Below are 25,086 nucleotides of genomic sequence, written 5' to 3'. Positions count from 1 at the left end.
TATAATGTAGGAAGAATCACTGGTCAACTGTTTCTGTTAATTCGGTAAAAAGTTGTAAAGCCGCCATGTTCTTTGAGGGCATTCTGACAATTCGCAGAGTGTTCACAGAAACGAGCAACGATTCTTCGGGCAGCGTTTGACAAAAAACCACTGTGTCAAAAACAGCGGCTGGGGTTGGAGAGGGTATGATTCATTTTATGTCTGAGCATCCTGGTTTGCCGGCAGGGTGAGACAAATACGGGTGCCCTGTCCCGGTTCGCTGTAGGCTTTCAGACTTCCCCGATTTTTTTCCACCATCAATCGGGTCAGCACCAGCCCGAAACCAGCTCCCTGCTCGCCGGAAACCCCTGGGGTTGACTTATTGGCTTTGATGTCAAAAAGTGAATCCAGTCGATGGGCAGGTATACCCACGCCGGTGTCAATAACACTAAACTGACAATACTGGCCATCGCCCCGGTATTCGACTGTGATACTTCCCCCGGATTCGGTGTATTTGATGGCGTTGGACACCAGGTTGCGAAGTGCCGCGGCAATCATTTGCCGATCTGCATACACGCTGGTATCGTTACCGAACACCTTCAATCGAACCTGCTTGCGGTCGGCTTCTTCCTTAAAGTGAGACAGGGCTTCATTTGCAAGTTCGCCGGCATCCATCTGTAAGGGTTGCACCAGGTCATTATTCTGAGAATAGCGATACCATTGAAGCAAATCCTCCAAAAACTGCATTGTCTTGGCAGTGGTTTGTTGAACGGTTCGAAAAAGGCCTGCTTTCATGGCATCCTCATAACTGCCTTGATCAATGGAAACAAGGCTCATCAAATTGATGACGCTGGATAAGGGGGAGCGGAGGTCGTGGGCAATGATGGAGAAGAGAAGGTCCCTGGTATCAATAAGCTCCTGCAGTTGTGAGTTAAGTGCTTCTTTTTGATCCAGCAACCGGGAGATGGCTGCATTTTTTTTCATCAGCTCCCGTTTCATGTTGATGAGCTCGTTGTTAAGGCCGCTCATTTGCTCCATATAATCGGCAGGAGGCACTTCGGTCTTTATTCTGTTTCGAAGTGTTTGAGTCAGCTCATGATTGATTTGGACAAGTTCTTCACAAAGATCCATTTCTCTTGAAGTTCCCGCCACCAGATAAAGATCATTATGGCAGATGCAGCTGAAATCGAGGAGTAAAGGTTTGTTCTCACTGTCGATGACAGGTATCTCATGAAAAAAAACAGATTTCTTATTTTGTGCTTCATGAATAAAGGTGAAGTATCGTTCCAGACAATCGGGAGCAATGATCTGTGCCATAGAATCGCCGGGTCGAAGGGAGAAAGAGATCTCTTGCAGACCCAGAATATGGTTGATGTGAAACGCCGCATCGCAGAGAAAAACACACCATTGGTGACCTGATTGGTTTTCAGATCTCAAGAACTTCGCCTCCTGTCAGTGTTTCGATGGTATCGTAAATGGCATCAAAGCTGCCGGCAGTGCCATTGGCGCCGGTTTTATGCCACAGCAGGGGATCGATGTTGAAGGGATACCCGCCCACCAGTATGGGAATGGGAATATCAGCCTTCCTTAAACGCTGTATCAAATGACTTGCTTTGGGTATGTGGTACATCATGGTGCAGGAAATGGCTATCACGTCAGGCTGATTTTCCATGACCGCCTGAATCACAGCTGACTCAGGCATGTTGGCTCCCAGATAGTGGGTGTTCCAATGGAGGCATTCCAGATAATCACAAACCATTCGGATGCCCATTTCATGAAGTTCACCGGAAACACAGGTGGCCAGAAAAACTTTGTCGCCTTTGGGAAGAGAAAGAATATGGTCGTACAATAATGACATAATATACTGGGTGGCTGCAGTGGCGAAGTGTTCCTGTGCGACGTTGATTTTATTTGCCTGCCACAGGCGCCCCAGTTCAATTTGAAAAGGATGGAAAAGGTGGCGATAAAGGTCTTTCACATCCACGCCATTCTGAAGCAACTGCTGAACCAGTTTGGCCGCTCCGGATCGGTCGGAAGCCAGTAAATGCCGGGTGTATCGTGTCAGCTCATCCTGGAGAGGCGTTGCTGGTGCTTCTGCGGCAGACGCTGAACCAGTGTTTGACTTCATGTGAGCAAAACCCTGGGAAATGATTTCTTTGATGCGTTGGTAATGGGCGGTGGTAAAATGAATGTCGTCCACTTCCTGCAACAAAACTTCCATGACCACTTCAAAAAAATCAGTAGGTGTGATGAAAGAAGAGTTTGGGTGAGTCATCAACTCAGCGGCCCATTGGGCGTAGGCATTGAAAAGAGCTTGACTTTCAATTTCGATTGATGTGAATAGATTGTCCAGGTGAAAATTGGCATCATTCGTCGCCTGAAGATGGGTCTCATCATCCATGAGGTGAAAATCCGATTGATACATATGGCGGAGAATGGTAGTCACAATTCGGGAACGCTGGCTGCGAAGATGTTCCAGCCAGAGAAATCGATTAATCATCGGATAAGCTCCTTTCACGGAAGCCAAGGATTAACCTCATCATAACATTTTCCTGTCATGAAAACCATATCATTCAACCGATGGGAATGTCATTATGGTAGAATAACAGCAGTGACAGTGTCTGGCGTCGGCCGGGTTAGTTGTCAGATGAGATGCGAAAAAATCATTTAAGGCAGGAGGCAACAGCATGAAGATCTTTGACGGTCACACAGATATTCCCGCAGACATTGCGGATAAGAGAAGTCGGGGTGAAGAAACGGTTATCAGGAGATACCATTGGGATAAGTTGCAGCAGGGGGGTGTGACTGCTGCCAACTTTGCCCTGTGGCTTGAGCCGGGAAAGGCCGGGCCGGAGGACATTCAACAGGCACTGACGCATGTCAATAATGAGTTGACACAGGCAGCATTGGATGTGCAGATGGTGAAGCATTCGGTTGACTTCCGCCTTGCAGAGCAACAACAGAAACTGGCGCTGGTGATGGGCATGGAAGGATTGTCGGCCATTGGGAAGGATCTTAACTGGATGAGCAGGCTTTACGAGGCGGGTGTTCGTTGTGCCAGCCTCACATGGAATGAGGAGAATCTGCTGGCAACGGGAGTGGAAGGAACCCCGCAGCGGGGATTGACCGACCGGGGAAAAGAAGTGGTGAGTTTCATGGAGGCTGTGGGGATGCTGGTGGACGTCTCCCATCTAAATGAAACCAGTTTCTGGGACTTGATGAAGATCACCCAAAAACCGGTGATGGCTTCGCATTCCAATGCATGGACCCTGTGCCGGCATCCCCGGAATTTGAAAGATGATCAGATCAAAGCCATTGGAGAGGCCGGAGGGGTGATAGGGGTGAATGCCTGGCCAGATTTTCTTCATGAAAAGCATCCCAGTCTGAACCACTACATCGATCAGATTGAATACCTGGTGGAGCTGGTTGGTATCAGTCAGGTGGCACTGGGTTTCGATTTTTGTGATTTTCTTCCGCTTGACCCCGGCAAAGATCCCGCAGATGTTCTGGAAACCTGCGGGCTTGAAAACGTGTCTGCTGCCGGAGCTGTGCTGCAGCAACTGAAAAAAAGGGGCTATCAGACAAGTGACATCGAAAAAATTGCCTACGAAAACTTTGTGAGTCTGTATGAAAAGGTTCTTGCAGGATAGCTGGAATCCCCCAAAAGAGGTTCACCACGCCGTTTTAATGGCCGTCAATGGCCGGCGGAAAAAGCGAAACAAGGTGTAAAAAAGCGGGAAGCCCTCGATGTGAAGGGCTTCCCGCTTTTAAGAAGGGAGGACTACTGAGATTTTTTTTCGTTCATGATGGCGCGAATTTTCAGTGGCAGCGAGAACAGGTTGATAAAGCCTTCTGCATCATACTGGTTATACACTTCATCCTCACCAAAAGTAACAAACTCTTCATTATAAAGAGAGTTGGGAGAAGAAGAACCTGCGTTCATGCAGCTACCCTTGTAAAGCTTCAGCTTCACTTTTCCGGTGACGGTTTCCTGAGTGCTGTCAACAAACTTATCCAGCGCATCTTTCAGGGGTGTAAACCAAAGACCATCATATACCATCTGGGCATACTTCTCTGCCACTGTCTTTTTGAAGCTCAGGGTCATGCGATCCAGCGTCAGTTTTTCGAGAATTTTATGGGCCTCGAAAAGCAGGGTGCCGCCAGGAGTCTCGTAAACCCCGCGGGATTTCATGCCCACCAGTCGGTTTTCAACGATATCAATGACACCAACGCCGTTGGCACCGCCAATTTTATTCAGCTTCTTCAGCATTGTCACCGGGTCCAGCTTTTCGCCGTCAACGGCTACTGGAATACCGGCTTCGAACTCAATTTCCACGTAGGTGGGCTCGTCGGGGGCCTGCTCGGGAGGGGTGGTCATTTTATAGATGGACTGTTCGTGTTCGTTCCACGGATCTTCCAGATTGCCACCCTCATGGCTGAGATGCCAAATATTGCGGTCGCGGCTGTAAATGTCTTTCTTCGTCACAGGAATGGGAATACCATGCTCGGTGGCAAAATCAATGCAGTCTTCACGGGATTTCAAATCCCAGGTTCGCCAGGGAGCAATAATTTTCAAATGGGGATTCAACGCTTTCACAGTGGTTTCAAAACGTACCTGGTCATTTCCTTTTCCGGTGCAGCCATGTGCGATGCCGACGGCGCCTTCTTTTTCAGCAATTTCCACCAGCACTTTACCCATTAATGGCCGGGCGAAAGAAGTTCCCAGTAGATAGTCATCTTCGTAAATGGCCCCGGCTTTCAGGGTGGGGTATACATAATCGGTGATGAACTCTTTTGTGACATCGGCTGTATAGGCTTTAATGGCACCGGTGTTTAGGGCCTTTTGGTACACTTCTTCCAGATCCTCTTCCTGACCCACATCCACACAAACAGTGATAACATCATAGTTATAATGGGTTTGCAGCCACTTTAGAATAACAGATGTATCAAGGCCGCCGGAATAGGCCAGAACAATTTTTTCTTTTGACATGGTAGTCCCTCCTCATCAATCTTTCAAATGTTTATGGATATTATACGTGAATATGAATAAAAATGCAATACCTTTTATAAAAATACTTTTCGGAATCTGTGGAGACGCGGATTGGCCGGTGAAAGAGGTGGGATCACAAGCGATGAGGTAGTCAAATGATCTCATTTATTCAGCCACGCATGGTGATGGGGAAACAGACAAGTAAACCAGCTAAGCGTCCTTTACAGAGATGGTGGAGTGGACTACAAGCGAAGTTCGTTCGGGCGCAGTGGGTACAATCACGTTAACTGGACGGGCAATACAGGAGGAGAGAGAATGACACGGTTAATTGATAAGTTGGCATAGTGATGTCAGTTTTATGCATTTTTTCATCACCCTTATCTTTTTGTACGGTAGATGTTATAATGAAAGGGCAGTCATGGCATCATGACCGATTCGTGACACCAAGAAAACCAGAGGTGGACTCCATGCAGGATATCATCAACATTTTTCGAAATATTGGCATCTGGGATATTGTCGATATGGCCATTGTGGCCTTTGTTTTTTACAAGCTCTATACTTTGATTCGTGAAACCCGGGCAGAACAGCTGATCAAGGGTATATTAGTGTTGCTTGTTGCCACGCCCCTCAGCGAAGTGCTGCAGCTCCATGTGATTCATTGGATTTTAAGGAACACCATGACAGTGGGGCTGATTGCCCTTCTGATTGTATTCCAGCCTGAAATGCGCCGGGCGCTGGAGTATATCGGCCGCACCAAGTTTTTGACAAAATCCATTGCGGATATTGAGCAGGAAGAAATTCAACGGCTGGTGGAAGAGGTGGGAGAAGCGGCGGCTTCCCTTTCCCGCCAAAAAATCGGGGCACTGATTGTGATTGAGAAAGATACCGGGCTTAATGAAGTGGTGGAAACCGGCACGCTGATCACCGGACTGGTGTCCCGTGCACTTTTAATTAATATTTTCATTCCCAACACCCCTCTGCACGATGGGGCGGTGGTGATTCGAAAAAACAAAATCATGGCAGCGGGCTGTTTTCTGCCCCTCACTGAAAATACCTACCTGAACAAAGAACTGGGCACCCGTCACCGGGCCGGCCTGGGGATCACCGAAAAATCAGATTCGCTGGTGGTCATTGTTTCTGAAGAAACCGGGGCTATTTCCATTGCTGAAAATGGCAAACTTACCCGCTACCTGGATGTGGATACTCTAAAAAAACGTATTGACAGCAGCTTCGAAATGAAAGACAACCAACAGTGGAAGTTCTGGAAGTATAAGTGGAGGCGTAAAAATGACTAAGCTCATGAATCGAAATTTGGCAGCCAAGCTCGTTGCGGTGTTTTTTGCGATGATTCTCTGGTTGTATGTGATGAGTGTCATTAATCCCCGGGTGACATCAGAACAACTGAATATACCGGTGCAGCTGGTGAATGAGTCGGTGATTCGGCAATCGGGGCTGGTGGTTTTCGGACAACCGGAGCCCACTATTCGGGTGCGTCTGACAGGCAATCGGGATCAGGTGCATCGTATTTCCCGGGAACAGATTGAAGCACGTCTTGACCTGAGGGGGTATACTGAAGGCGTCAACTCCATACCCATTGAGGTGAACGTACCTGGAGGGGTGGAAGTGGACTGGAGTCCCAAGTTCGCCACCATCGAACTGGAAAGGATCATCAGCCGTCAGAAAGAAGTCTCTGTCGAAATTGAAGGCCAGGCAGCCTCGGGGTATGTACTGGGAGAACCGGAGCTGCGGCCCAGCCTGGTGTGGATAGAGGGGCCTGAAAGCTACGTGAATTCTGTGGAACGGGTGTTGGCTCAGCTAACACTGGAAGACCAGCAGGAAAACCTGTCGGTGAGTCTGCCCCTGCGGGCGGTGAACAGCCGGGGTGAAGAAGTGAACCAGGTGGATGTGCGCAGCACATCAGTTGACTTGTTTGTTGCCGTTGACCAGTTGAAGTCGGTGGCGGTGGATATGAACCTGGACATTGAAACAGCCGAAAATTATCAAGTGGTCAGCACGGTGATCGAACCAATCAATGTGACCATACAGGGACAGGCAGGCCTTCTTTCCGGTATCAATCGTATCTCCACAGAATCACTGGTGTTGGAAGAACTTTCTGAAAGTCAGGAAATTGAAGTGTTTCTGGCATTCCCTGAAGGGGTGCGAGGTTTTGAACGCCAGTCGGTGATTGTTCGCATCAATGTGGAAGAGGTGCTGGAAGAGACCTATGTGGTGCAACGGGAAAGCTATCGGATCATGAATCTGTCTGCCGATTTGGTGCTGGAGCAGGAAACATTGCCGGAACGGATGGAAATAACGGTTCGTGCACTGGAAAGCATCATTGAAAATCTGGACCCCCGCACCATTCAGGTCTATGTCGATCTGGATGACCTTGAAGCCGGGATTCATCTCATTGAACCTGATGTGCGACTGCCCATGAATATGGAAATGAGTATTGCCACAACGGCGATTTCACCGGAATCTTTTTCAGTGGAATTAACCCCCCGTGAATGACAAAGAGGAACAGGCGAAAGGGTGCGGTGACCAGGGTATCGCATGACAGGATAACGCCCATGTACATTGATGCCGCCAGATGAAAGCCGTGGTGGATTAAGCCAGGGAAACCCTGGCAACCACAGGCCATAAGGAGACTGAATCTGCCATGGACCGGATGATTGAAACCATCTTGAAAACCACCAAAGAAGCGGTGATGGCCACCGACCGCCATCACCGAATCGTTCTTTTCAACCAGGCTGCAGAAATCATCACAGGATGGCATGCTGCGAGCGTTTTGCAGCAGTCGGTTACCACCGTTTTTCCAGAAAGCCGGCTGCCTGAAGTCATGGAAACAGGTGTTGCCGAGCTGGAGCAGCGTCAGCGTCTCAGTGGTGTGGAAATCATCGTGAACCGGGTGCCGGTGGTGCGGGACGGCCAGGTGACAGGGGCAGTGGCGGTGTTCCGTGATGTCAGTGAAGTGGCTGATCTCAGCCGCCAGATTGACCGTTTGAAGGAAATGCAAAGTCTTCTGGAAGGCATTCTGCATTCTACGCAGGATGCCATTTCTGTCTGTGATGAAAACGGCATTCATGTCATCATTAACCCGGCGTATACCCGGCTGACAGGCCTTTCTCAGGAAGAAATTATCGGGAAGCCGGTGACTGTTGATATTGTCGACGGCGAAAGCATTCACTTGCGGGTCCTCAAAGAAAAAAAACCAATATCCAATGCCCGCCTGACTGTGGGCAGACATCAAAAAGAAATTATAGCCAGTGCCGCTCCCATCATTGTTGATGGTGAGCTGAGGGGAAGCGTGGGTATCTTACAGGATTTGACAGAAATGAAGAAGTTGAGCCGGGAACTGATGCTGGCCCGTCAGATCATCAGAAAACTGGAAGCAAAGTATACTTTTGACGACATCATTGCCCTGGATCCCAAAACGCGCCTTCAGGTGGAAAAAGGGAAACAGGCGGCTATGACGCCGGCCAGCATTCTGCTTCGGGGAGAAAGCGGCACCGGCAAAGAACTCTTTGCCCATGCCATTCACAACCTTTCAGACAGGCGATACAATCAGTTTATTCGGGTGAACTGCGCAGCCATCAATGAAAATCTGTTGGAAAGCGAATTATTTGGCTATGAAGAGGGAGCGTTTACAGGCGCGCGGAAGGGCGGCAAAAACGGCTTATTTTTGGAGGCGCACAATGGCACTATTTTCCTGGATGAAATTGCTGAAATACCAGTGAGTACCCAGGTAAAGCTGCTCAGAGTGCTTCAGGAAAAAGAAATCATGCCGGTGGGCTCCACACGCACCATCAACGTGGATGTCCGGGTGATTGCTGCCACTAATGCAAATTTGGAAAAGGCGGTGGAGGCAGGTCGTTTCAGAGAAGATCTCTATTACCGTCTCAATGTGATTCCCATTGTTATTCCACCTCTGAGAGACCGAAGAAAAGATATCCAGCCGCTGGTCATGAGCATGGTTCAGAAATACAATCAGGAATACGGGCGCAGTGCCCAGGCGGTTTCGCCACGGGTGATGGAACGTCTGCTGGCCTACCACTGGCCAGGTAATGTGAGAGAGCTTCAAAACTACGTGGGGCGAGCCATGGTGAACATGAAAGTCACTGATTCAGAGCTTGAGGAACGGCATCTGCCCAAGTTTTTTGACAACGATCTGGCGCCTGCCGCAGTTAAATCTGACATTGAACTCACCCCGGCTAAAACTGCCGTCACACTGGCAGAAGCGGTGGAGGCCACTGAACGTGAACTCATTCTGGCAACGCTTGGAAGTTATCACGGAAACCGAAGCAAAACAGCGAGTGCCCTGGGCATTTCCATTCGAAATCTCTACTATAAAATGGAAAAGTACCAGATCGGTGACCCGGTAGAATTATAAAGAAAGTTGACAGGAACCGATGGAAGAGGAGATGCAATATTTTGCATAGTTAAATGCAAAATATTGCATGCAAAATATTGCACGACTAACCCGGCTGGTCACCCTTCTGCAGCTTATCTGAAAGTTCGATAGAGTAAAAGCACTGCAAATACAACATCTAAATTTAGATTCATGCAATCATTAACCATGGCACATCCTTTGCATAGATATATGAAGGATGTGTTTTTTCGTGTCAAAAACCAAATTTGGGAGAAAGAGGTGCAAACTGGATGATTAGAACATTAGCACAAGTCATGGAGATTGCCAGAGAACGGGGACCCAAAACAGTATCTGTAGCCTGTGCCCAGGATTCAGATGTGTTGACAGCTGTTACGAAAGCGAAAGCGGCAGGTGTGGCTGATGCTATTCTGGTAGGTGACAAAGAACAGATTGAAGCCATTGCTGCAGAACACCAACTTGATTTAACCGGTTTTGAAATTGTTGACATTAAAGACCCGGCGGAAGCCTCTCTGAAAGCGGTTGAACTGGTTTCCAGCGGAAAAGCACATATGGTCATGAAGGGAATGGTGGATACTTCTGTCATTCTTAAAGCCGTTTTGAACAAAGAAGTCGGTCTGCGAACCGGCAATGTATTGAGCCACATAGCTGCCTTTGAGGTGAAAGGGTTTGACCGGCTGTTCCTGGTGACAGATGCCGCCATGAACATCGCGCCTGACCTGCAAACTAAAAAACAAATCATTGAAAACGCGGTAGTGGTTGCCAAGGCGCTGGATATCGAAGAACCCAAAGTAGCGGTGATTTGTGCCAAGGAAAAGGCTAATGAAGCCATGCCGGATACCATGGATGCAGCAGCATTGACAGAAATGAACGTAAAAGGAGAAATCACCGGCTGCATCGTGGGCGGTCCCTTCGCCATTGATAATGCCGTGTCTGTTGAAGCAGCCAAACATAAGGGCATTAACCACCCCGTCGCCGGTTACGCTGACGTTCTGGTGGCGCCTGACATCGAAGGCGGCAACATTCTTTATAAAACCCTGGGCTTTATGGCTTTTGCCCAAAGTGCGGCCGTGATTCTGGGAGCCAAAGCTCCCATCGTTCTCACCTCCCGGGCAGACAGCGATGAGTCAAAACTCAACTCCATCGCTTTGGGTGTGTTATGTGCGGCAAAACTATTCTAAATTACAGGATGTGACCACTTATGGATGTATATCGAATTCTGGCCATTAACCCGGGTTCCACCTCAACGAAAATAGCGATTTTCGACAACGAAAAGCCCCTTTTTGAAGAGGTGCTGCGTCACTCGGCAGAAGAAATCGGTCGTTATAAAACCATCTTCGATCAATACAGCTTTCGGAAGGAAGTTATTCTGGAGACGCTAAGCCAGAAAGACATTAATATTACCAAACTGGCAGCAGTGGTGGGCCGGGGCGGTTTGCTTCATCCCATCCCCGGCGGTACCTATCAGGTGAATGACGCCATGCTGAAAGATTTGAAAACGGGGGTACAGGGAGAGCATGCTTCAAATCTGGGAGGCGTATTGGCCTTCGAGATTGCAGCTCAGCTAAATATTCCCGCCTTTATCGTCGACCCGGTGGTGGTGGATGAAATGGAGCCGGTGGCCCGTTTTTCGGGGATTCCAGAATTCCCCCGCAAAAGTATTTTCCACGCTCTGAACCAGAAGGCCGTTGGTCGCCGGGCCGCCCGTGATTTGGGCAAAGGCTACGACGAAGTGCGGTTGATTGTGGCCCATTTGGGCGGCGGTATCTCAGTGGGTGCCCACGCAAACAGTCGGATCATTGATGTGAACAATGCACTGGATGGGGACGGCCCTTTCTCACCTGAAAGAGCAGGCGGCGTGCCGGCGGGAGATTTGATGCGGGCAGCCTTCAGCGGAGAATTTACCCAGGCTGAACTGTATAAAAAAATCCTTGGTCGGGGCGGCTTGGTGGCTTACCTGGGAACCAACGACGGCCGGGATGTGGTGGCTCGCATCAAAGAGGGAGACAAAGAAGCTGAACTGGTTTACCAGGCAATGGCATATCAGGTCTCCAAGGAAATCGGCAGTGCCGCGGCAGTGCTGAAAGGCCGGGTGGATGCCGTTGTGCTCACCGGCGGTCTGGCGTATGACCAGATTCTCACCGGATGGATTCAGGAACGTGTATCGTTCATTGCCCCGGTAAAGGTGTACCCCGGCGAAGATGAAATGATTGCTTTGGCTGAAGGTGCCCTGCGCATTCTGCGGGGTGAAGAAAACTCAAAGGAATATCAGATAGAAGAGGACACGCTCCATGCTGAATGATAACCGCATTCGCGTGATCACCGGCAGTTACGGCACTGGAAAAACCGAGTTTTCCGTGAATTATGCCCTGAAAATGGCGGCGGCGGGAAACAAAACCGCGCTGGTGGATCTGGATGTGATCAATCTATACTTCAGAAGCCGCGAAAAACAGCAAGAGCTGGAAGCTGCCGGTGTGCGGGTGATTTCCAGCTCCATCAAGGGACGGGGGGCTGACCTGCCGGCAGTATCGGCAGAAGCCGCCGCGCCCCTGCAGGATACCAGCTGGCAGGTGGTGCTGGATGTGGGTGGTGATGCCATGGGAGCAAGAGTTTTGAGCCGCTACCGCACCTACTTACAGCCTGGTGAATATGACATGTTTTTTGTGGTGAATGCCAACCGGCCTGAAACCGCCACTTTAGATGGTGCCCTGGAACAATTGGAGGCCATTCAGCGGGTGTCTCAAATCCCTGTCACGGCATTGGTCAACAATACTCACCTGGTGAAAGAAACCACACTTGAAGATGTGATAAGGGGGCAGGCGCTGTGCCGTCAGCTGTCTGAGGCCACGGGCCTTCCCCTCCGGTACACAAGTTTACTGGAAACCCTGGTACCACAATTGAAAACAACTGAGATACTTGATGGCATTATTTTTCCGTTATCACTTATGATGCGGGAAACGTGGATGTCTTAGTCCCTTTTCCCGCTGAATGAATACTATGAAAGCAGGAGGTTTAAACATGGTAAAAGCAAAAGGCCGCGTCGAATTTGATGTCGAACGCTGTAAAGGGTGTGGGTTGTGTGTCACAGCCTGTCCCGTGAAGATCGTTGAAATGGATCAGACACAGATCAACAGCAAAGGCTATCACCCGGCTGGCGTTCAGGAAATGGATAAATGCATCGCCTGTGCCAACTGTGCCACCATTTGTCCAGACCTGATCATCACCGTTTATAAAGAAGATTAATCTGATCTCAAGGAGGATATCACCATGAGCAAGGTATTGATGAAAGGGAACGAAGCCATTGGTGCAGCTGCCATTAAGGCTGGATGTAAGGCTTTCTTTGGTTATCCCATCACACCACAAAATGAAATTCCCGAATATATGTCCCGGGAAATGGCAAAAAGTGGGGGTGTTTTTGTTCAGGCTGAGTCTGAAGTGGCGGCCATTAATATGGTTTATGGCGCAGCGGGCGCAGGCGTTCGGGTCATGACATCCTCGTCTTCGCCAGGGATTGCCCTGAAACAGGAAGGCATCACTTATATTGCAGGAGCCGAGCTTCCCTGTGTGATTGTGGACGTGAGCCGCGGCGGCCCGGGGCTGGGCAGCATTCAGCCGTCCCAGGGAGATTATTTCATTGCCACCCGGGGTGGTGGAAACGGCGACTACCGCCACATTGCCCTGGCGCCTGCCAGCATACAGGAAGCGGTTGACCTGGTGACAGAAGCATTTGATATTGCAGACTATTACCGAAACCCGGTATTTGTTCTGGCTGACGGAATGATTGGTCAGATGATGGAACCTGTTGAGTTCCGCGACATGCCTTCCCGGGAACTACCGGAAAAAACCTGGGCCACCGATGGCACTAAAAACAGCCGAAAGCCCAACATTATCAACTCATTGGCCCTTGACCCCGCGGTGTTGGAAGAGCACAACATTAAACTGGACAAGAAGTACCAGCAAATGGAAAAAAATGAAGTGCGTGTGGAAGTCTTCAACATGGAAGAGGCTGAAGTGGTACTGACAGCCTATGGCACCACAGCCCGTGTTGCCAAGAATGCCATTGAACTGCTGGAAGCAGAGGGCATTAAAGCGGGTCTTATTCGTCCCATCACTCTGTGGCCATTTCCCCATCAGGCATTCCGGGAAATCCCCGGGACAGCCAAAGCCATTCTGACGGTGGAAATGAGCATGGGTCAAATGATTGATGATGTGAAAATTGCCAATGAAGGCCGTCTGCCGGTTCATTTCTATGGACGATCCGGCGGTATGTGCCCTGAGCCTCAGGCCATCGTTGACAAAGTGAAAGAAATTCTGGGAGGTGTGAAGTAATGGCGACACCTGTATTTGAAAAAACCAAGGGTCTGACTGATAAACAGTTCCATTACTGCCCCGGGTGTACCCACGGCATTATCCACCGACTGGTGGCAGAGGTGCTGGAAGAGTTGGGTGTTACCGGTGAAACCATTGGGGTGGCACCTGTTGGCTGTTCTGTATTGGCCTACGACTATTTTAACTGTGATATGCATGAAGCTGCCCATGGCCGTGCACCGGCAGTGGCCACCGGCATTAAGCGGGTGCGGCCGGATAACACGGTGTTCACTTACCAGGGTGATGGCGATCTGGCAGCCATTGGGACGGCAGAAATCGTCCATGTGGCGTTGCGTGCAGAAAAAATCACCACTATTTTTGTCAATAACGCTATTTATGGTATGACAGGCGGCCAAATGGCTCCCACCACTCTCATTGGCCAGAAAGCAACCACCTCTCCCTATGGCCGCAGCGAAGCCGACACAGGAAAACCCCTGCGTGTGTGTGAAATGCTGGCTACCATTGATGGAGCAGTCTTTGTGGAGCGGGTATCTGTACATGATGTTCCCCACATTCGAAAAGCCAAAAAAGCCATCAAGAAGGCGTTTGAAGTGCAGCTGAGGGGCGAAGGATTCGCCCTGGTGGAAGTACTTTCCACATGTCCCACCAACTGGGGAATCACACCCGTTGATTCACTGGCCTGGTTGAAGGATAATATGCTGCCCTATTTTCCGCTTGGCAATTTCCGGACACCAGAGGAGGGGAAATAAATGGCCACTGAACGAATTATTATGGCAGGTTTCGGCGGTCAGGGCGTCATGTCCATGGGACAGCTGCTCACCTATGCCGGTATGATTGAAAACAAACAGGTTTCATGGCTGCCAGCTTATGGGCCTGAAATGCGTGGCGGAACAGCCAACTGCTCCGTTATTGTTTCAGACAGCCTGGTGGGATCGCCCATCATCACTCAGGATGCTACCTGCGCCATTGTCATGAACCTGCCCTCTATGTTGAAATTTGAACAGAATCTGGTTCCTGGCGGCAAACTGATCATCAACACCTCGCTGGTTGACCGGGAGCCGTCAAGAGACGATATTGAAGTGTACAAACTCCCGGCCAATGCCATTGCCGACCAGGTGGGAAATCCCCGGGTGGCCAACATGGTGATGCTGGGAGCGTACCTGGCGCTGACTGGCCTTGTTTCCACCGATTCAGTGGTGGAAGCCTTTAAAAAAGTGTATGGTGCCGGTAAAGAGCATTTTATACCCATGAACCAGCAGGCGCTGGCAGAAGGCGCCAAAGCAGTATTGGAAGTACAGTAGTCAAATGATGATCTGATAATCATCACCTGATCACCATATGGTCATCATCTGCTCGTCGGTTCATTACGAAACGAAAGTTGATTCAAGTTCACGAGGTACCAACCACAGAAGAGGAGGGCAGCGGCTGGCCGCTACTATCCTCTTCTTTTTTGTGATAGAATAGAGGTATTAGAATATAACCTGTGCCATGGCACTGGAAGAAGGAGGAGCAGCATGGGAAAAGTAAATGTGTATATAGTGGATACAACAGGCAACAAGGAACAACAGGCCAGTTTACCCGATGATGTGCCGGTAAATCGGATTTTGGTGAAACTGGCAGAGAAAATGGAACTTCCGATGACCGGTCCCGACGGGAATCCCATCAGCTACAAATTTATTCATAAAGCCTCAGGCAAACAGCTAACGGATGAACAGACCCTTGAAGAAGCCGGCGTGGCTGAAGATGACGTGTTGCGTTTGCAGCCTGAGATTACAGCCGGATCATAGGCTTTAGCCGGGAGGAAACCCATTGAAACCCATTGAAATTGACTTGGAAAGGGAAGATCGCTATGCGCGGCTGCGGCTGATTCCCTGGTGGGATCAGGAAAAACTGCGGCAGGCCCGGGTCATGGTGGTGGGAGCCGGTGCCATCGGTAACGAAATACTTAAAAACCTGGCGCTTTTGGGTGTGGGAACCATCCTGGTGGTGGATATGGATCGTATCGAAAACTCCAACCTATCCCGGGCCGTGCTCTACCGGGAAACCGATGAAGGTGCCCTGAAAGCTGAAACAGCTGCCCGGCAGGTGATGGCCCTTAACCCGGATGTGAAGGCCATTCCCATGACGGGAAATATCATTACTGATGTGGGAAATGGTTTTTTTCGCCATGTGGATGTGGTGCTGGGCGGTCTGGATAACCGGGAAGCCCGGCTGGCCATCAACCAGAAATGCTGGAAAGCGGGCACCCCCTGGATTGACGGTGCCATTGAAGTGTTTCAGGGATTTGCCCGGGTGTTCATACCCCCTGCAAGTGCCTGCTATGAATGCACCATGAATGAAACAGACTATCGTCTGCTGAATTTCAGAAAATCCTGCTCACTGCTTACCCGGCAGGAAATGCTCTCAGGCAAGGTGCCCACCACCCCCACCACGGCCTCTGTCATTGCCGGCATTCAGGTGCAGGAGGCAGTGAAACTGATTCATGGTGACCCTGCCTTGAGACCCTTGTCAGGCCAGGGCTTTGTCTTTAATGGGCTCACCCATGATTCCTACACGGTTACCTATACAAGGCGGGAGGACTGCTTCAGTCATGAAAACTGGGAACCGGTGACAGAGCGTCTTTTCACAGCGGCAAACACCACACTGGCACAGGCTGTTGAAGCATTGCAGCAACAGCTCACGCCGAAAACCGTTCTGGAAACCCCTCAGGAATGGGTGCTCACAGGTACATGTCTTTGTGGCGGGGAGAAGTCTTTTTACAGACCGCTCATTCAGGTGGCCCAGGAAGAGGCTCGTTGCAGTGCTTGCGGAGATGAAATGAGCCTGGAAATGACCCATCGCTTTACAGGAACCGAGGTCTTTGCCAATGAAACACTTCAAGCTCTGGGCTTTGCCCCGGGGGAGATCCTACATGGCAGAGATGGTCTCCAAAACGTGTATATTGAATTAACCGGCGATATTCAGCGGGTCTTCAGCAGCCCGGCTGAATTTTCCGCAACAGAACAGACAGGGAGGAAATGCCCATGAGTGCGCGATTACGGCGACTGGCGTCGGATTATGATAATCTGAAGCTGGAATTTGCCCGACATCCCCATATTGATATTGAGCCCATTTCAGGCGACCCGCCAGATAAGTATCTGGTCACATATAAGGTGAAGGGATTCAAGTTGGACGAAAGAACGGGAAAGCCGGTACTGACCAACCGTCATCAGGTGGAGGTTTACCTGCATGCCGCCTATCCCAGGGAAAAGCCCCGCTGCCAGATGAAAACACCTATTTTTCACCCTAATTTCCGTTTTCAGGTGTGTATCGGCGATTATTGGGGTGCCGGTGAGCGGTTGACAGATATCATCATTCAGATAGGTGACATGATTCAGTATAAAAACTACAATCCCAAAAGTCCGCTGAATATCGAAGCCTCTCATTGGGCCCGCGAAAATACCCATCTATTTCCGGCGGATAATGTGGACTTGTGGCAGCCTGAACCGGAGATTCTCATGGGCAACCGGGAACAGGATGACTTTTCCATCACCCTAAAACCGGCGAAGCGGAAGCTGGAGAAGCCCGATGATGTGGATATCAAGCTTTGGTGATCCGGCAACCATTCTTTGAAGAGGAGGAACCAACATGACGGCTACCCCCCGGGAGACCGGTGATCAGTCCCTGGATTTTGACATTGAGCTGGGTGAAGTGCGGGCATTGCCGCCCCGGCATCAACAGGTGCGTATCTCTCTTGATCCCCAGGTGTATCAGCAGATTTATGATTATGCATCATCGGACACCGGTAAGGAGTTGGGGGGTATATTGCTGGGAATCCCTCAGGAAACAGAAGAGCAGGTGATGCTGGAAGTGACGGCAATGCTGAAGGCGAAAAAAACGTCAGCCAATAAAACATCCCTCACCTTCACACATGAAACATGGGATCAGATTCACCATGAGAAAGAAATCCTTTATCCCGAGCTGAAAATCGTCGGCTGGTTTCATACTCATCCCGGTTTTGGGATTTTTCTGTCTGCCTACGATCTGTTCATCCAGCAAAACTTTTTCAACTTGCCATGGCAGGTGGCTTATGTCATTGATCCGGTGAAGCATGAGCAGGGTTTTTTTGCCTGGGAAGGGTCGGAAATCAAGCCGGCTGTGTATCGTTTGGGAGAGACTGATCACTGGCAAGAGGCAGATACAGAAGAGTCGATGGATTTGCAACAGAACAAAAATGTATCGGCATATCAAACGCAGAAGCAAGTCAGGAGAAGCAGCCATCAAAAGCCCATCACAGGCACCAAATCTACGGGCAGCAGAAAATCGGTGCCTTTGTGGATGAACCTGCTGATGGTGTTGCTGGTATTGTTACTGGCAGCTTCCAATGCCCATCGATTGGTCACGCCGGACGAAGCTCCGCCGGTTATGGAACAGCAACTATACCAGGAGCAGGCGACGGCATTGGCAGATCAGGTGGATCGACTTGAACAGCAGTTGCTTGAAATACAGCAGGAAAATCAGGAGATGGGCGAACTGGTGGTCCAGCTATCCGGCGAGCGGTTTTTCCTGTATACTGTCAATCCGGGGGATACACTGTGGTCCATCAGCCGGCGATTCTATCAAGACCCCATGGAGTACGAACATGTCATGCGATTGAACAATTTGGAGAATCCGGACAATCTGGAAGTGGGGCAGTACTTATTATTATACAAAACTGGTGATTAATATGCAAAAACGTCAACAACAGCATGTCTTCGAAAATGCAATCTGTCCCTATTGTCAGGCCCCGATTCGAATGGGAGAAAACACGGTGGTTTGTTCCTGCTGCAAAATGCCCCACCATTTACAATGCTGGATGGAAAATGGACGCTGCACCACCTACGGCTGCAAGGGACATCGACTGGCGAACCCATCCATATCGCCCCACCGACGCCAGAAACTGCCGATTATTGAAATTGATTTTGATGACCCCTCTCCGGTTTCAAGCGGTATGTTTCGGCGGTGGAAGGCATGGATGATAGCGGCAGCAGTGGTGCTGATTTTGAGCGGCGGCATTTATATTGTCAAGTTTTTGTGAATAATTTCCCACTTTTTTGTTGCGCTTTAAAGCGAAAAAGTTTACAATAAGCATAGAGTCATAATTGTAATGATCACATTCAAAAAACCTTTTCACTCAGGGAGGTACCCATGGAAGAAACTGCCTATCTCGACTTGATTGAAGGCAGGCTGGCAGCCTATTTTGATATTGAGAGGCCTGCTGAATATCAGCGGCATCCGCTGGCAATGTATGCCAGTTCATCGATTCGAAATGAACGCTATTTTGCCTCAAAAAAAATTAAAGTATATGCCATTGAGAATATGGAACACGTTTTCATCAAAACGATTGACAGATTGACAGAGCGAAACCTTGAAGATTTCTGGCAGATGCTGGTAAAAGCGGCAGATGAATTGCCGGTGCCACATGAAGAACATATGTCGACCATTATTAACGGAATCATCCTTACCACGGAAAGTCCAGATCTTTTACTTCAGCAAATCATACAGAAGAAAAAATATGAAAAGTCATTTCTTTTCGGCCTCAAAGGCTGGGTTTATGTTCGGCTGGTTATTGTGAACCTGCATGACGTCTCGCTGGTTCACAACAAACGAGGGAAGGAGGTGAACGAGCTTTACGGTCCGGCGAAACCCACTTTAACATAATTGCCATTATTCATGAAGGAGGGTCAACATGAACGCATTAGTATTAATTCTTATTTCTATCGTGGCTTTTTCCATTGCTTATGTCACTTATGGTGCATGGCTCACCAAGCAGTGGGGTGTCGATGATTCCAGGGCAACTCCGGCCCATACCCGCCCCGACGGTGTTGACTATGTGCCGGCTTCCGCTCCTGTACTGCTGGGGCATCACTTTGCCTCCATCGCAGGTGCCGGCCCCATCACAGGTCCCATCGCCGCAGCTGTTTTCGGTTGGGTACCGGTGCTGCTGTGGATCATTGTAGGAAGTATCTTCTTCGGCGGCGTGCAAGACTACAGTTCTCTGTTTGCCTCCATCCGTCACGAAGGCAAATCCATCGGTGAGGTAATTCACCTGAACATGGGAACAAAAGGAAAACGTTTGTTCTCCATCTTTGCCTGGTTGACATTGCTGTTGGTGGTGGCTGCATTCACCAACATCGTGGCCAATACCTTTGTCAGTGTGCCGGCAGCGGCCTCCGCTTCCATGATGTTCATCGTGCTGGCCATCGTATTTGGTTTTGCCGTTTATCGAAAGGGTGTCTCCCTGAAAATTGGTACAGTGATCGGCGTTGCAATGCTGATCGCCTGTATTGCTCTTGGCAATGTGTTCCCACTGGTCCTTTCCCGCAACGTATGGATTGGTTTCCTGTTGGTGTACATCTTCATTGCTTCCACCACCCCTGTGTGGATTCTGCTTCAACCCCGTGATTACCTGAACTCATTCCTGCTGTACGCTATGATCGGTGGTGCAGTATTGGGTCTTATTATCACCCGGCCCACCATGCAACTAACCCCATATGCCGGATTTGTGGTGAACGGCCAGTTTCTGTTCCCCATCCTCTTTATCACCATCGCCTGCGGCGCCATCTCCGGGTTTCACTCCCTGGTAGGCTCCGGAACATCTGCCAAGCAGCTGGACAAAGAAAGTGATGCAAAGATCGTGGGATATGGCGGTATGCTCATTGAAGGTGTACTGGCAACCATCGCCATCATCACCGCTGCATATATCACAGGCGACAAACTGGCAGAACTGCTGGCTGCCGGCGGCCCCACCAACGTATTCTCAGACGGAATCGGGGTCTTCATGACCAGCTTCGGCATTCCATTTGAAATTGGCAAATCTTTCGTAGCGCTGGCTGTATCAGCTTTTGCACTCACCAGCTTAGATACTGGAACCCGTCTTGGTCGCTTCATTCTTCAAGAATTCTTTGAGCCCGAAGATGTGAATGCACCGAAACCAATTATGACCAACATGTATGTTGCAACCGGAATCACAGTGGTACTGGGTGGTCTGTTGGCAACCACCAGCTGGCAGCAAATCTGGCCGGTGTTCGGTTCTGCCAACCAGTTATTGGCAGCCCTTGCACTGATGGCTGTTGCGGTTTGGCTGAAGAAGTCTGGTAAAAACAATAAAATGTTCACCATTCCCATTATCTTCATGTTTTCAGCCACGCTCATCGCACTGATATTGCTGGCCCGCACCAACCTGGCATCTGGCAACTTGATTCTGGTTCTTTTCCCGGTTGTGCTTTTTGTTCTGGCCATTGTTCTGCTGATTCAGGGCTTCGGGATTCTGTTCAAAGCAGAAAGCAAATAACAGCTGCTTTATCGGCAAATCGTTTCAAAGTACATCATTTCAATGCTGGGAGAAGCCAATGGCTTCTCCCTTTTCATATTGATGCTGCACCATGCACAGGGTGGTTTCATCATAAAAAAGGCTGAGCCGGCACCATAAGCACAGATAAGCAGGGCAAAGGGCTTTGTTGTCAAGGATGCACCAATATGGTACAATGAATCCAATATTTCGAAGTGTTATCAGAATAGGAGCGAATGTGTGTGGGCAGACTTTTTGGAACAGACGGGGTAAGGGGCATTGCCAATCAGGATTTGACAGCAACACTGGCATTTCAGCTGGCGCAGGCCAGTGCAGTGGTGCTGCGTCAGGATCATCCTTCACAGGTGGTGCTCATCGGTAAAGACACCCGCCAATCCTGTGATATGCTGGAAGCAGCACTGAGTGCCGGTTTTCTATCCATGGGTTTATCAGTGATTCGACTGGGTGTGATTCCCACACCTGGAGTCGCCTGGCTGACACGGTCAACCGATGCCGTCTGCGGTGTCATGATCTCAGCATCCCATAACCCGGCAGAATATAATGGTATTAAGTTTTTCAGCCATGATGGATATAAGCTGCCAGATGAAACAGAAGATGCCATTGAAGCGCTGATACAGGAAGGACAATGGAAGTTCACTGAGCCCCAGACAGTTGGTGTATGGCGGGAAGACAGGCAGTTGCCAGCCCGCTATGAGGCGCATTTAAAGCAAACTATTGAAGGTGACCTGGAAGGCCTTACCATGGTACTGGATACAGCCAACGGAGCAGCCAGCTATCTGGCACCGGCGATATTCCAATCACTGGGGGCAACCGTTCATGTGATTCACCATGAGCCGGACGGCCAGAACATTAACCGGAACTGTGGCTCAACCCACACCCATGATTTGCAGCAAAAGGTGGTTGAAACCGGCAGTCAGCTGGGTTTTGCCTTTGATGGTGACGCCGACCGCCTGATTGCTGTTGATGAAACAGGTTGCCAGGTGGACGGCGACCGCATCATGGCCATGCTGGCCCTGAAAATGAAAGAAGCCGGTAAGCTTCCTGAGAACACACTGGTGTCGACCGTCATGAGCAATCTGGGACTTGAACTGGCTATGAAAGATGCAGGATGCAGGCTGATGCGCACCAAAGTGGGTGACCGATATGTGCTGGAAGAGATGAAAAAAAACCAGTATACCCTGGGTGGCGAACAGTCCGGGCATATTATTATGGCTGAACACACCACCACAGGTGACGGTATTTTAACAGCCCTGCATCTGGCGGCGCTGGTGAGGGAAAAACAGGAAACACTTTCTCAGATGGCAAGAGTCATGACATCCTACCCCCAGGTGCTGGTAAATGCCCGGGTGCACCAGCATTTGAAAGAAGCCTATCTGAAAGACCCTGAGATAGTTCGTGAGATTAAATACCTGGAAGACCGCATGGCTGGTCAGGGGCGGGTGTTGATACGTCCTTCAGGCACAGAGGCGCTGGTACGCGTAATGCTGGAGGGTGCCGATCAGCAGCAGCTCAACACCATGGCTGCCAGTCTGGCCGGCCTCATTGAGCAGCGATTGGGATCATAGAAACATTAACACTAAAGCAGCATTATCAAAAGGATATGATCCAACGGCCGTGAAACTTTTATGGACAGGCAGCGTCATTAATTAAAGGATGATCTGAAACGGACCGTCCATTTTCAGATCATCCTTCTTAAAAAACCACTGAGAGGGGGAATGCCACTGGAAGAGAATACAACTGAATAGTCATACAAGCGCCTGAACTCATTAAAATGAGTTGACGAGGAACAGGGAGAATCGAAAATTCGGCGGATGCCCTGCGGTGACTTCACCACCGAGAAAGAGCCCACAAAACTGGCAAGTGATTGGCAGTACAAAAGGCTTAAGTGAAAGACCTGTGACATGAATCAGAGGTCTTGTTGGTGTGCCTATTTTTTAGACGACAGCAACTTCGTCGGCATCAACAAAGATTTATCAGCATTAACCTAATAGAATCGGCAACGGCACCATGATGACGCAAGCTTTATACCAGCGGGTGTGACCAGTGGCCAATCACAGTAAAATCACAAAAGCGCAGGCTTAACCAAAAATAGAAGACCGAGAGGAGAGATCCGCTTATGTGCGGTATCGTTGGATATATTGGGCAACAACAAACAGTTCCCATTTTAATGGAGGGGCTTCAAAAACTGGAGTACCGGGGGTATGACTCTGCTGGTGTGGCCATTTACAGCGGTAATGATATTCTGGTTAAAAAATTTAAAGGACGGTTGTCAGTTCTGGCAGATCATCTGGCTGAAAATCCGCTGCCAGGCAAGGTGGGTATCGGACATACGCGTTGGGCCACCCATGGTGAACCCAACGACATCAATGCGCATCCCCATACCAGTCACCACGGCAAAATTGCTGTAGTTCACAATGGAATCGTTGAAAACTACCTGAAGCTGAAAGACTGGCTCACCACGAAGGGCACCGTTTTTCACACCGAAACTGACACCGAAATCATCGCCCACCTCATTGAATACTATTATGAAGGGGATCTGGTGAAGGCTGTGCAAAAGGCCATTCTTCGCATGGAGGGTGCCTATGCCATCGGCGTCATCTGCAAAGACCAGCCAGATACACTCATTGGCTACCGTAAAGATAACCCACTGGTGGTGGGCATCGGCCAGGGAGAAAACTTCATTGCCTCCGACATCCCTGCACTTCTGAAATATACCCGGGATGTATATTTCCTGGAGGATGGCGAAATGGCTGTGTTAACAGAGGGAAATATCCAGATTCTTAATGAGCTGGGAGAAACCATGATTCGGGAGCCTTTCCATGTCACCTGGGATATCGAAGCAGCTGAAAAAGGCGGCTATCAGCACTTTATGCTCAAAGAAATGCACGAGCAGCCAAAAGCTGTAAAAGATACGCTGTCTCCCCGGATTGATGACGAAAACCGGATTCTGCTGGATGAACTTCGTCTCACCGGTGAAGAACTGAACCACTTCAATAAAATCACTATTGTCGCCTGCGGTACTGCCATGCATGCCGGCCTGGTGGGCAAGCATGCCATCGAAACCTTTGCCCGTATTCCTGTGGAAGTGGAAATTGCCTCTGAGTTCCGGTACCGGGATCCCTTTGTTGACGAACGAACCCTTCTCATTGCGGTCAGCCAGTCAGGAGAAACTGCCGACACCCTGGCAGCCCTGCGGGAAGCCAAAGCAAGAGGCGCTCATGTACTGACCATTACCAATGTGGTGGGGAGTCGCATTTCCCGTGAAGCCCACGACGTTTTCTATACCTGGGCAGGACCTGAAATAGCTGTGGCCAGCACCAAGGCCTACATCACCCAAGTGGTGGCACTCTATCTCATAGGGCTGTATCTGGCAGAACTTAAAGGCACCATGACCCGTCAACAGGTGGGTGAAAAAGTGGCCGAGCTGAAAACCCTGCCTGACAAAATCCAGCAGATTCTGGACCAGCAGGAAACCATTCAGGAGCTTGCCAACAAACAGTTCAACCAGCAAAGCGTCTTCTTTATTGGCCGGGGCATTGATGATTATACCGCCAAAGAAGGTTCCTTGAAACTCAAGGAAATTTCCTACATTCATTCAGAAGCCATTGCTGCCGGCGAACTGAAACATGGTACCATCGCCCTGTTGGAGGAAGGTACTCTGGTGGTGGCGCTGGCAACCCAGGAACAACTCTACGACAAAATGCTTTCCAACATGAAAGAAGTGAAAGCAAGGGGCGCCTATGTGGTGGCCGTTACCGAAGAGCCCCGGGCAGCAGAGGTGGCGCTTTCTGCCGATGTGGTGCTTACCATTCCCGATACACACAATGAGTTTACACCCGCTCTGGCAGTGGTTCCGTTACAGCTTTTTGCCTACTATACTGCCGTGGCCCGTGGAGCAGATGTGGATAAGCCCAAAAATCTGGCCAAATCCGTGACAGTGGAATAGCAGAAATATGACAGCCCCAGGCACATGTCCCATTACACAAAACATCTACACTGCCGTAAAAACATTTACACTGTGACAATAAACATTTACTCTGGCATGATCACAATTAAAAGGAAGAAACATTA

23 protein-coding genes are annotated in these 25,086 nt (G+C 49.7%); 20 read left to right on the top strand and 3 right to left on the bottom strand.

Annotation, left to right across the window (positions count from 1 at the left end; genetic code table 11):
* Positions 1–195: 195 nt before the first annotated feature.
* Together QOL74_RS16390 and QOL74_RS16385 are read right to left on the bottom strand one after the other, a co-directional pair.
* Positions 196–1,416, bottom strand: a complete 1,221-nt coding sequence (locus tag QOL74_RS16390; RefSeq protein ID WP_283410589.1) for a sensor histidine kinase — start codon at positions 1,414–1,416, stop codon at positions 196–198.
* Positions 1,406–2,479 carry a cobalamin B12-binding domain-containing protein gene (locus tag QOL74_RS16385; protein ID WP_283410588.1) on the bottom strand — a complete coding sequence of 358 codons (1,074 nt, stop codon included), beginning with the start codon at positions 2,477–2,479 and terminating at the stop codon, positions 1,406–1,408. The genes QOL74_RS16390 and QOL74_RS16385 overlap by 11 nt, the downstream gene beginning before the upstream one ends.
* A gap of 187 nt (positions 2,480–2,666) precedes the next feature.
* Between QOL74_RS16385 and QOL74_RS16380 the strand changes: the two genes are divergently transcribed.
* A complete protein-coding gene (locus QOL74_RS16380) occupies positions 2,667–3,629 on the top strand; it encodes a dipeptidase (RefSeq protein WP_283410587.1) in 963 nt (320 codons plus the stop codon).
* A gap of 131 nt (positions 3,630–3,760) precedes the next feature.
* Here the strand turns inward: QOL74_RS16380 and QOL74_RS16375 are convergent, their stop codons facing one another.
* Positions 3,761–4,969: an argininosuccinate synthase gene (locus tag QOL74_RS16375; protein WP_283410586.1), complete on the bottom strand. Its 1,209-nt coding sequence runs from the start codon at positions 4,967–4,969 to the stop codon at positions 3,761–3,763.
* 467 nt (positions 4,970–5,436) lie between these two features.
* On the opposite strand from QOL74_RS16375, the gene cdaA reads away from it, so the two are divergent.
* The 19 genes from cdaA (at position 5,437) to glmS (ending at position 24,961) form a co-directional block, all read left to right on the top strand.
* Positions 5,437–6,264 (top strand): diadenylate cyclase CdaA, encoded by an 828-nt coding sequence (gene cdaA, locus QOL74_RS16370; protein ID WP_283410585.1) that lies wholly within the window; start codon positions 5,437–5,439, stop codon positions 6,262–6,264.
* Complete coding sequence (locus QOL74_RS16365) at positions 6,257–7,480, top strand: CdaR family protein (RefSeq protein WP_283410584.1); 1,224 nt, start codon at positions 6,257–6,259, stop codon at positions 7,478–7,480. Before cdaA ends, QOL74_RS16365 begins: the two co-directional genes overlap by 8 nt.
* 148 nt (positions 7,481–7,628) lie before the next feature.
* Positions 7,629–9,359: a sigma-54 interaction domain-containing protein gene (locus tag QOL74_RS16360; protein WP_283410583.1), complete on the top strand. Its 1,731-nt coding sequence runs from the start codon at positions 7,629–7,631 to the stop codon at positions 9,357–9,359.
* Between the two features lie 269 nt (positions 9,360–9,628).
* The gene (locus QOL74_RS16355; protein WP_283410582.1) at positions 9,629–10,537 is read left to right on the top strand and encodes a phosphate butyryltransferase; all 909 of its coding nucleotides are present in this window, start codon (positions 9,629–9,631) and stop codon (positions 10,535–10,537) included.
* 20 nt (positions 10,538–10,557) lie between these two features.
* Complete coding sequence (gene buk / locus QOL74_RS16350; RefSeq protein ID WP_283410581.1) at positions 10,558–11,658, top strand: butyrate kinase; 1,101 nt, start codon at positions 10,558–10,560, stop codon at positions 11,656–11,658.
* Positions 11,648–12,328: a nucleotide-binding protein gene (locus QOL74_RS16345; protein ID WP_283410580.1), complete on the top strand. Its 681-nt coding sequence runs from the start codon at positions 11,648–11,650 to the stop codon at positions 12,326–12,328. Before buk ends, QOL74_RS16345 begins: the two co-directional genes overlap by 11 nt.
* 46 nt (positions 12,329–12,374) lie before the next feature.
* On the top strand, positions 12,375–12,599 hold the full coding sequence (locus tag QOL74_RS16340) for a 4Fe-4S binding protein (protein ID WP_283410579.1): 225 nt from the start codon (positions 12,375–12,377) through the stop codon (positions 12,597–12,599).
* 24 nt (positions 12,600–12,623) lie between these two features.
* On the top strand, positions 12,624–13,685 hold the full coding sequence (locus QOL74_RS16335) for a 3-methyl-2-oxobutanoate dehydrogenase subunit VorB (RefSeq protein ID WP_283410578.1): 1,062 nt from the start codon (positions 12,624–12,626) through the stop codon (positions 13,683–13,685).
* Positions 13,685–14,434: a thiamine pyrophosphate-dependent enzyme gene (locus QOL74_RS16330; protein ID WP_283410577.1), complete on the top strand. Its 750-nt coding sequence runs from the start codon at positions 13,685–13,687 to the stop codon at positions 14,432–14,434. The genes QOL74_RS16335 and QOL74_RS16330 overlap by 1 nt, the downstream gene beginning before the upstream one ends.
* The gene (locus tag QOL74_RS16325; protein ID WP_283410576.1) at positions 14,435–14,986 is read left to right on the top strand and encodes a 2-oxoacid:ferredoxin oxidoreductase subunit gamma family protein; all 552 of its coding nucleotides are present in this window, start codon (positions 14,435–14,437) and stop codon (positions 14,984–14,986) included.
* Positions 14,987–15,199: 213 nt separating this feature from the next.
* A complete protein-coding gene (locus QOL74_RS16320) occupies positions 15,200–15,472 on the top strand; it encodes an EsaB/YukD family protein (protein ID WP_283410575.1) in 273 nt (90 codons plus the stop codon).
* Positions 15,473–15,494: 22 nt separating this feature from the next.
* Entirely contained in the window at positions 15,495–16,712 is a 1,218-nt protein-coding gene (locus tag QOL74_RS16315) for a HesA/MoeB/ThiF family protein (protein WP_283410574.1), read from the top strand.
* Positions 16,709–17,278, top strand: a complete 570-nt coding sequence (locus QOL74_RS16310; protein ID WP_283410573.1) for a ubiquitin-conjugating enzyme E2 — start codon at positions 16,709–16,711, stop codon at positions 17,276–17,278. The genes QOL74_RS16315 and QOL74_RS16310 overlap by 4 nt, the downstream gene beginning before the upstream one ends.
* 34 nt (positions 17,279–17,312) lie before the next feature.
* Complete coding sequence (locus QOL74_RS16305) at positions 17,313–18,389, top strand: LysM peptidoglycan-binding domain-containing protein (RefSeq protein WP_283410572.1); 1,077 nt, start codon at positions 17,313–17,315, stop codon at positions 18,387–18,389.
* A 1-nt stretch (position 18,390) separates the two neighbouring features.
* Positions 18,391–18,741, top strand: coding sequence for an RING finger protein (locus QOL74_RS16300; RefSeq protein WP_283410571.1), 351 nt, complete (start codon positions 18,391–18,393; stop codon positions 18,739–18,741).
* Positions 18,742–18,851: 110 nt separating this feature from the next.
* A complete protein-coding gene (locus QOL74_RS16295) occupies positions 18,852–19,364 on the top strand; it encodes a DUF8052 family protein (protein WP_283410570.1) in 513 nt (170 codons plus the stop codon).
* A 28-nt stretch (positions 19,365–19,392) separates the two neighbouring features.
* Positions 19,393–20,997, top strand: a complete 1,605-nt coding sequence (locus QOL74_RS16290; protein WP_283410569.1) for a carbon starvation CstA family protein — start codon at positions 19,393–19,395, stop codon at positions 20,995–20,997.
* A gap of 239 nt (positions 20,998–21,236) precedes the next feature.
* Positions 21,237–22,580, top strand: a complete 1,344-nt coding sequence (glmM, locus tag QOL74_RS16285) for a phosphoglucosamine mutase (RefSeq protein WP_283410568.1) — start codon at positions 21,237–21,239, stop codon at positions 22,578–22,580.
* A gap of 551 nt (positions 22,581–23,131) precedes the next feature.
* Positions 23,132–24,961 (top strand): glutamine--fructose-6-phosphate transaminase (isomerizing), encoded by a 1,830-nt coding sequence (gene glmS, locus QOL74_RS16280; RefSeq protein WP_283410567.1) that lies wholly within the window; start codon positions 23,132–23,134, stop codon positions 24,959–24,961.
* Positions 24,962–25,086 lie beyond the last annotated feature (125 nt).

Source organism: Anoxynatronum buryatiense (assembly GCF_900182905.1).
Lineage (GTDB): Bacteria > Bacillota > Clostridia > Peptostreptococcales > Tindalliaceae > Anoxynatronum > Anoxynatronum buryatiense.
The sequence above is the reverse complement of the archived record's forward strand: the minus strand, read 5'-3'. Positions and strand labels throughout refer to the sequence as shown.

Excerpts from the sequence above, each read along its gene's own strand:
- QOL74_RS16385 (WP_283410588.1), bottom strand. The coding sequence starts at position 2,479 with ATGATTAATCGATTTCTCTGGCTGGAACATCTTCGCAGCCAGCGTTCC.
- QOL74_RS16380 (WP_283410587.1), top strand. The coding sequence starts at position 2,667 with ATGAAGATCTTTGACGGTCACACAGATATTCCCGCAGACATTGCGGAT.
- QOL74_RS16375 (WP_283410586.1), bottom strand. The coding sequence starts at position 4,969 with ATGTCAAAAGAAAAAATTGTTCTGGCCTATTCCGGCGGCCTTGATACA.
- cdaA (WP_283410585.1), top strand. The coding sequence starts at position 5,437 with ATGCAGGATATCATCAACATTTTTCGAAATATTGGCATCTGGGATATT.
- QOL74_RS16365 (WP_283410584.1), top strand. The coding sequence starts at position 6,257 with ATGACTAAGCTCATGAATCGAAATTTGGCAGCCAAGCTCGTTGCGGTG.
- QOL74_RS16360 (WP_283410583.1), top strand. The coding sequence starts at position 7,629 with ATGGACCGGATGATTGAAACCATCTTGAAAACCACCAAAGAAGCGGTG.
- QOL74_RS16355 (WP_283410582.1), top strand. The coding sequence starts at position 9,629 with ATGATTAGAACATTAGCACAAGTCATGGAGATTGCCAGAGAACGGGGA.
- buk (WP_283410581.1), top strand. The coding sequence starts at position 10,558 with ATGGATGTATATCGAATTCTGGCCATTAACCCGGGTTCCACCTCAACG.
- QOL74_RS16345 (WP_283410580.1), top strand. The coding sequence starts at position 11,648 with ATGCTGAATGATAACCGCATTCGCGTGATCACCGGCAGTTACGGCACT.
- QOL74_RS16340 (WP_283410579.1), top strand. The coding sequence starts at position 12,375 with ATGGTAAAAGCAAAAGGCCGCGTCGAATTTGATGTCGAACGCTGTAAA.
- QOL74_RS16335 (WP_283410578.1), top strand. The coding sequence starts at position 12,624 with ATGAGCAAGGTATTGATGAAAGGGAACGAAGCCATTGGTGCAGCTGCC.
- QOL74_RS16330 (WP_283410577.1), top strand. The coding sequence starts at position 13,685 with ATGGCGACACCTGTATTTGAAAAAACCAAGGGTCTGACTGATAAACAG.
- QOL74_RS16325 (WP_283410576.1), top strand. The coding sequence starts at position 14,435 with ATGGCCACTGAACGAATTATTATGGCAGGTTTCGGCGGTCAGGGCGTC.
- QOL74_RS16320 (WP_283410575.1), top strand. The coding sequence starts at position 15,200 with ATGGGAAAAGTAAATGTGTATATAGTGGATACAACAGGCAACAAGGAA.
- QOL74_RS16310 (WP_283410573.1), top strand. The coding sequence starts at position 16,709 with ATGAGTGCGCGATTACGGCGACTGGCGTCGGATTATGATAATCTGAAG.
- QOL74_RS16305 (WP_283410572.1), top strand. The coding sequence starts at position 17,313 with ATGACGGCTACCCCCCGGGAGACCGGTGATCAGTCCCTGGATTTTGAC.
- QOL74_RS16300 (WP_283410571.1), top strand. The coding sequence starts at position 18,391 with ATGCAAAAACGTCAACAACAGCATGTCTTCGAAAATGCAATCTGTCCC.
- QOL74_RS16295 (WP_283410570.1), top strand. The coding sequence starts at position 18,852 with ATGGAAGAAACTGCCTATCTCGACTTGATTGAAGGCAGGCTGGCAGCC.
- QOL74_RS16290 (WP_283410569.1), top strand. The coding sequence starts at position 19,393 with ATGAACGCATTAGTATTAATTCTTATTTCTATCGTGGCTTTTTCCATT.
- glmS (WP_283410567.1), top strand. The coding sequence starts at position 23,132 with ATGTGCGGTATCGTTGGATATATTGGGCAACAACAAACAGTTCCCATT.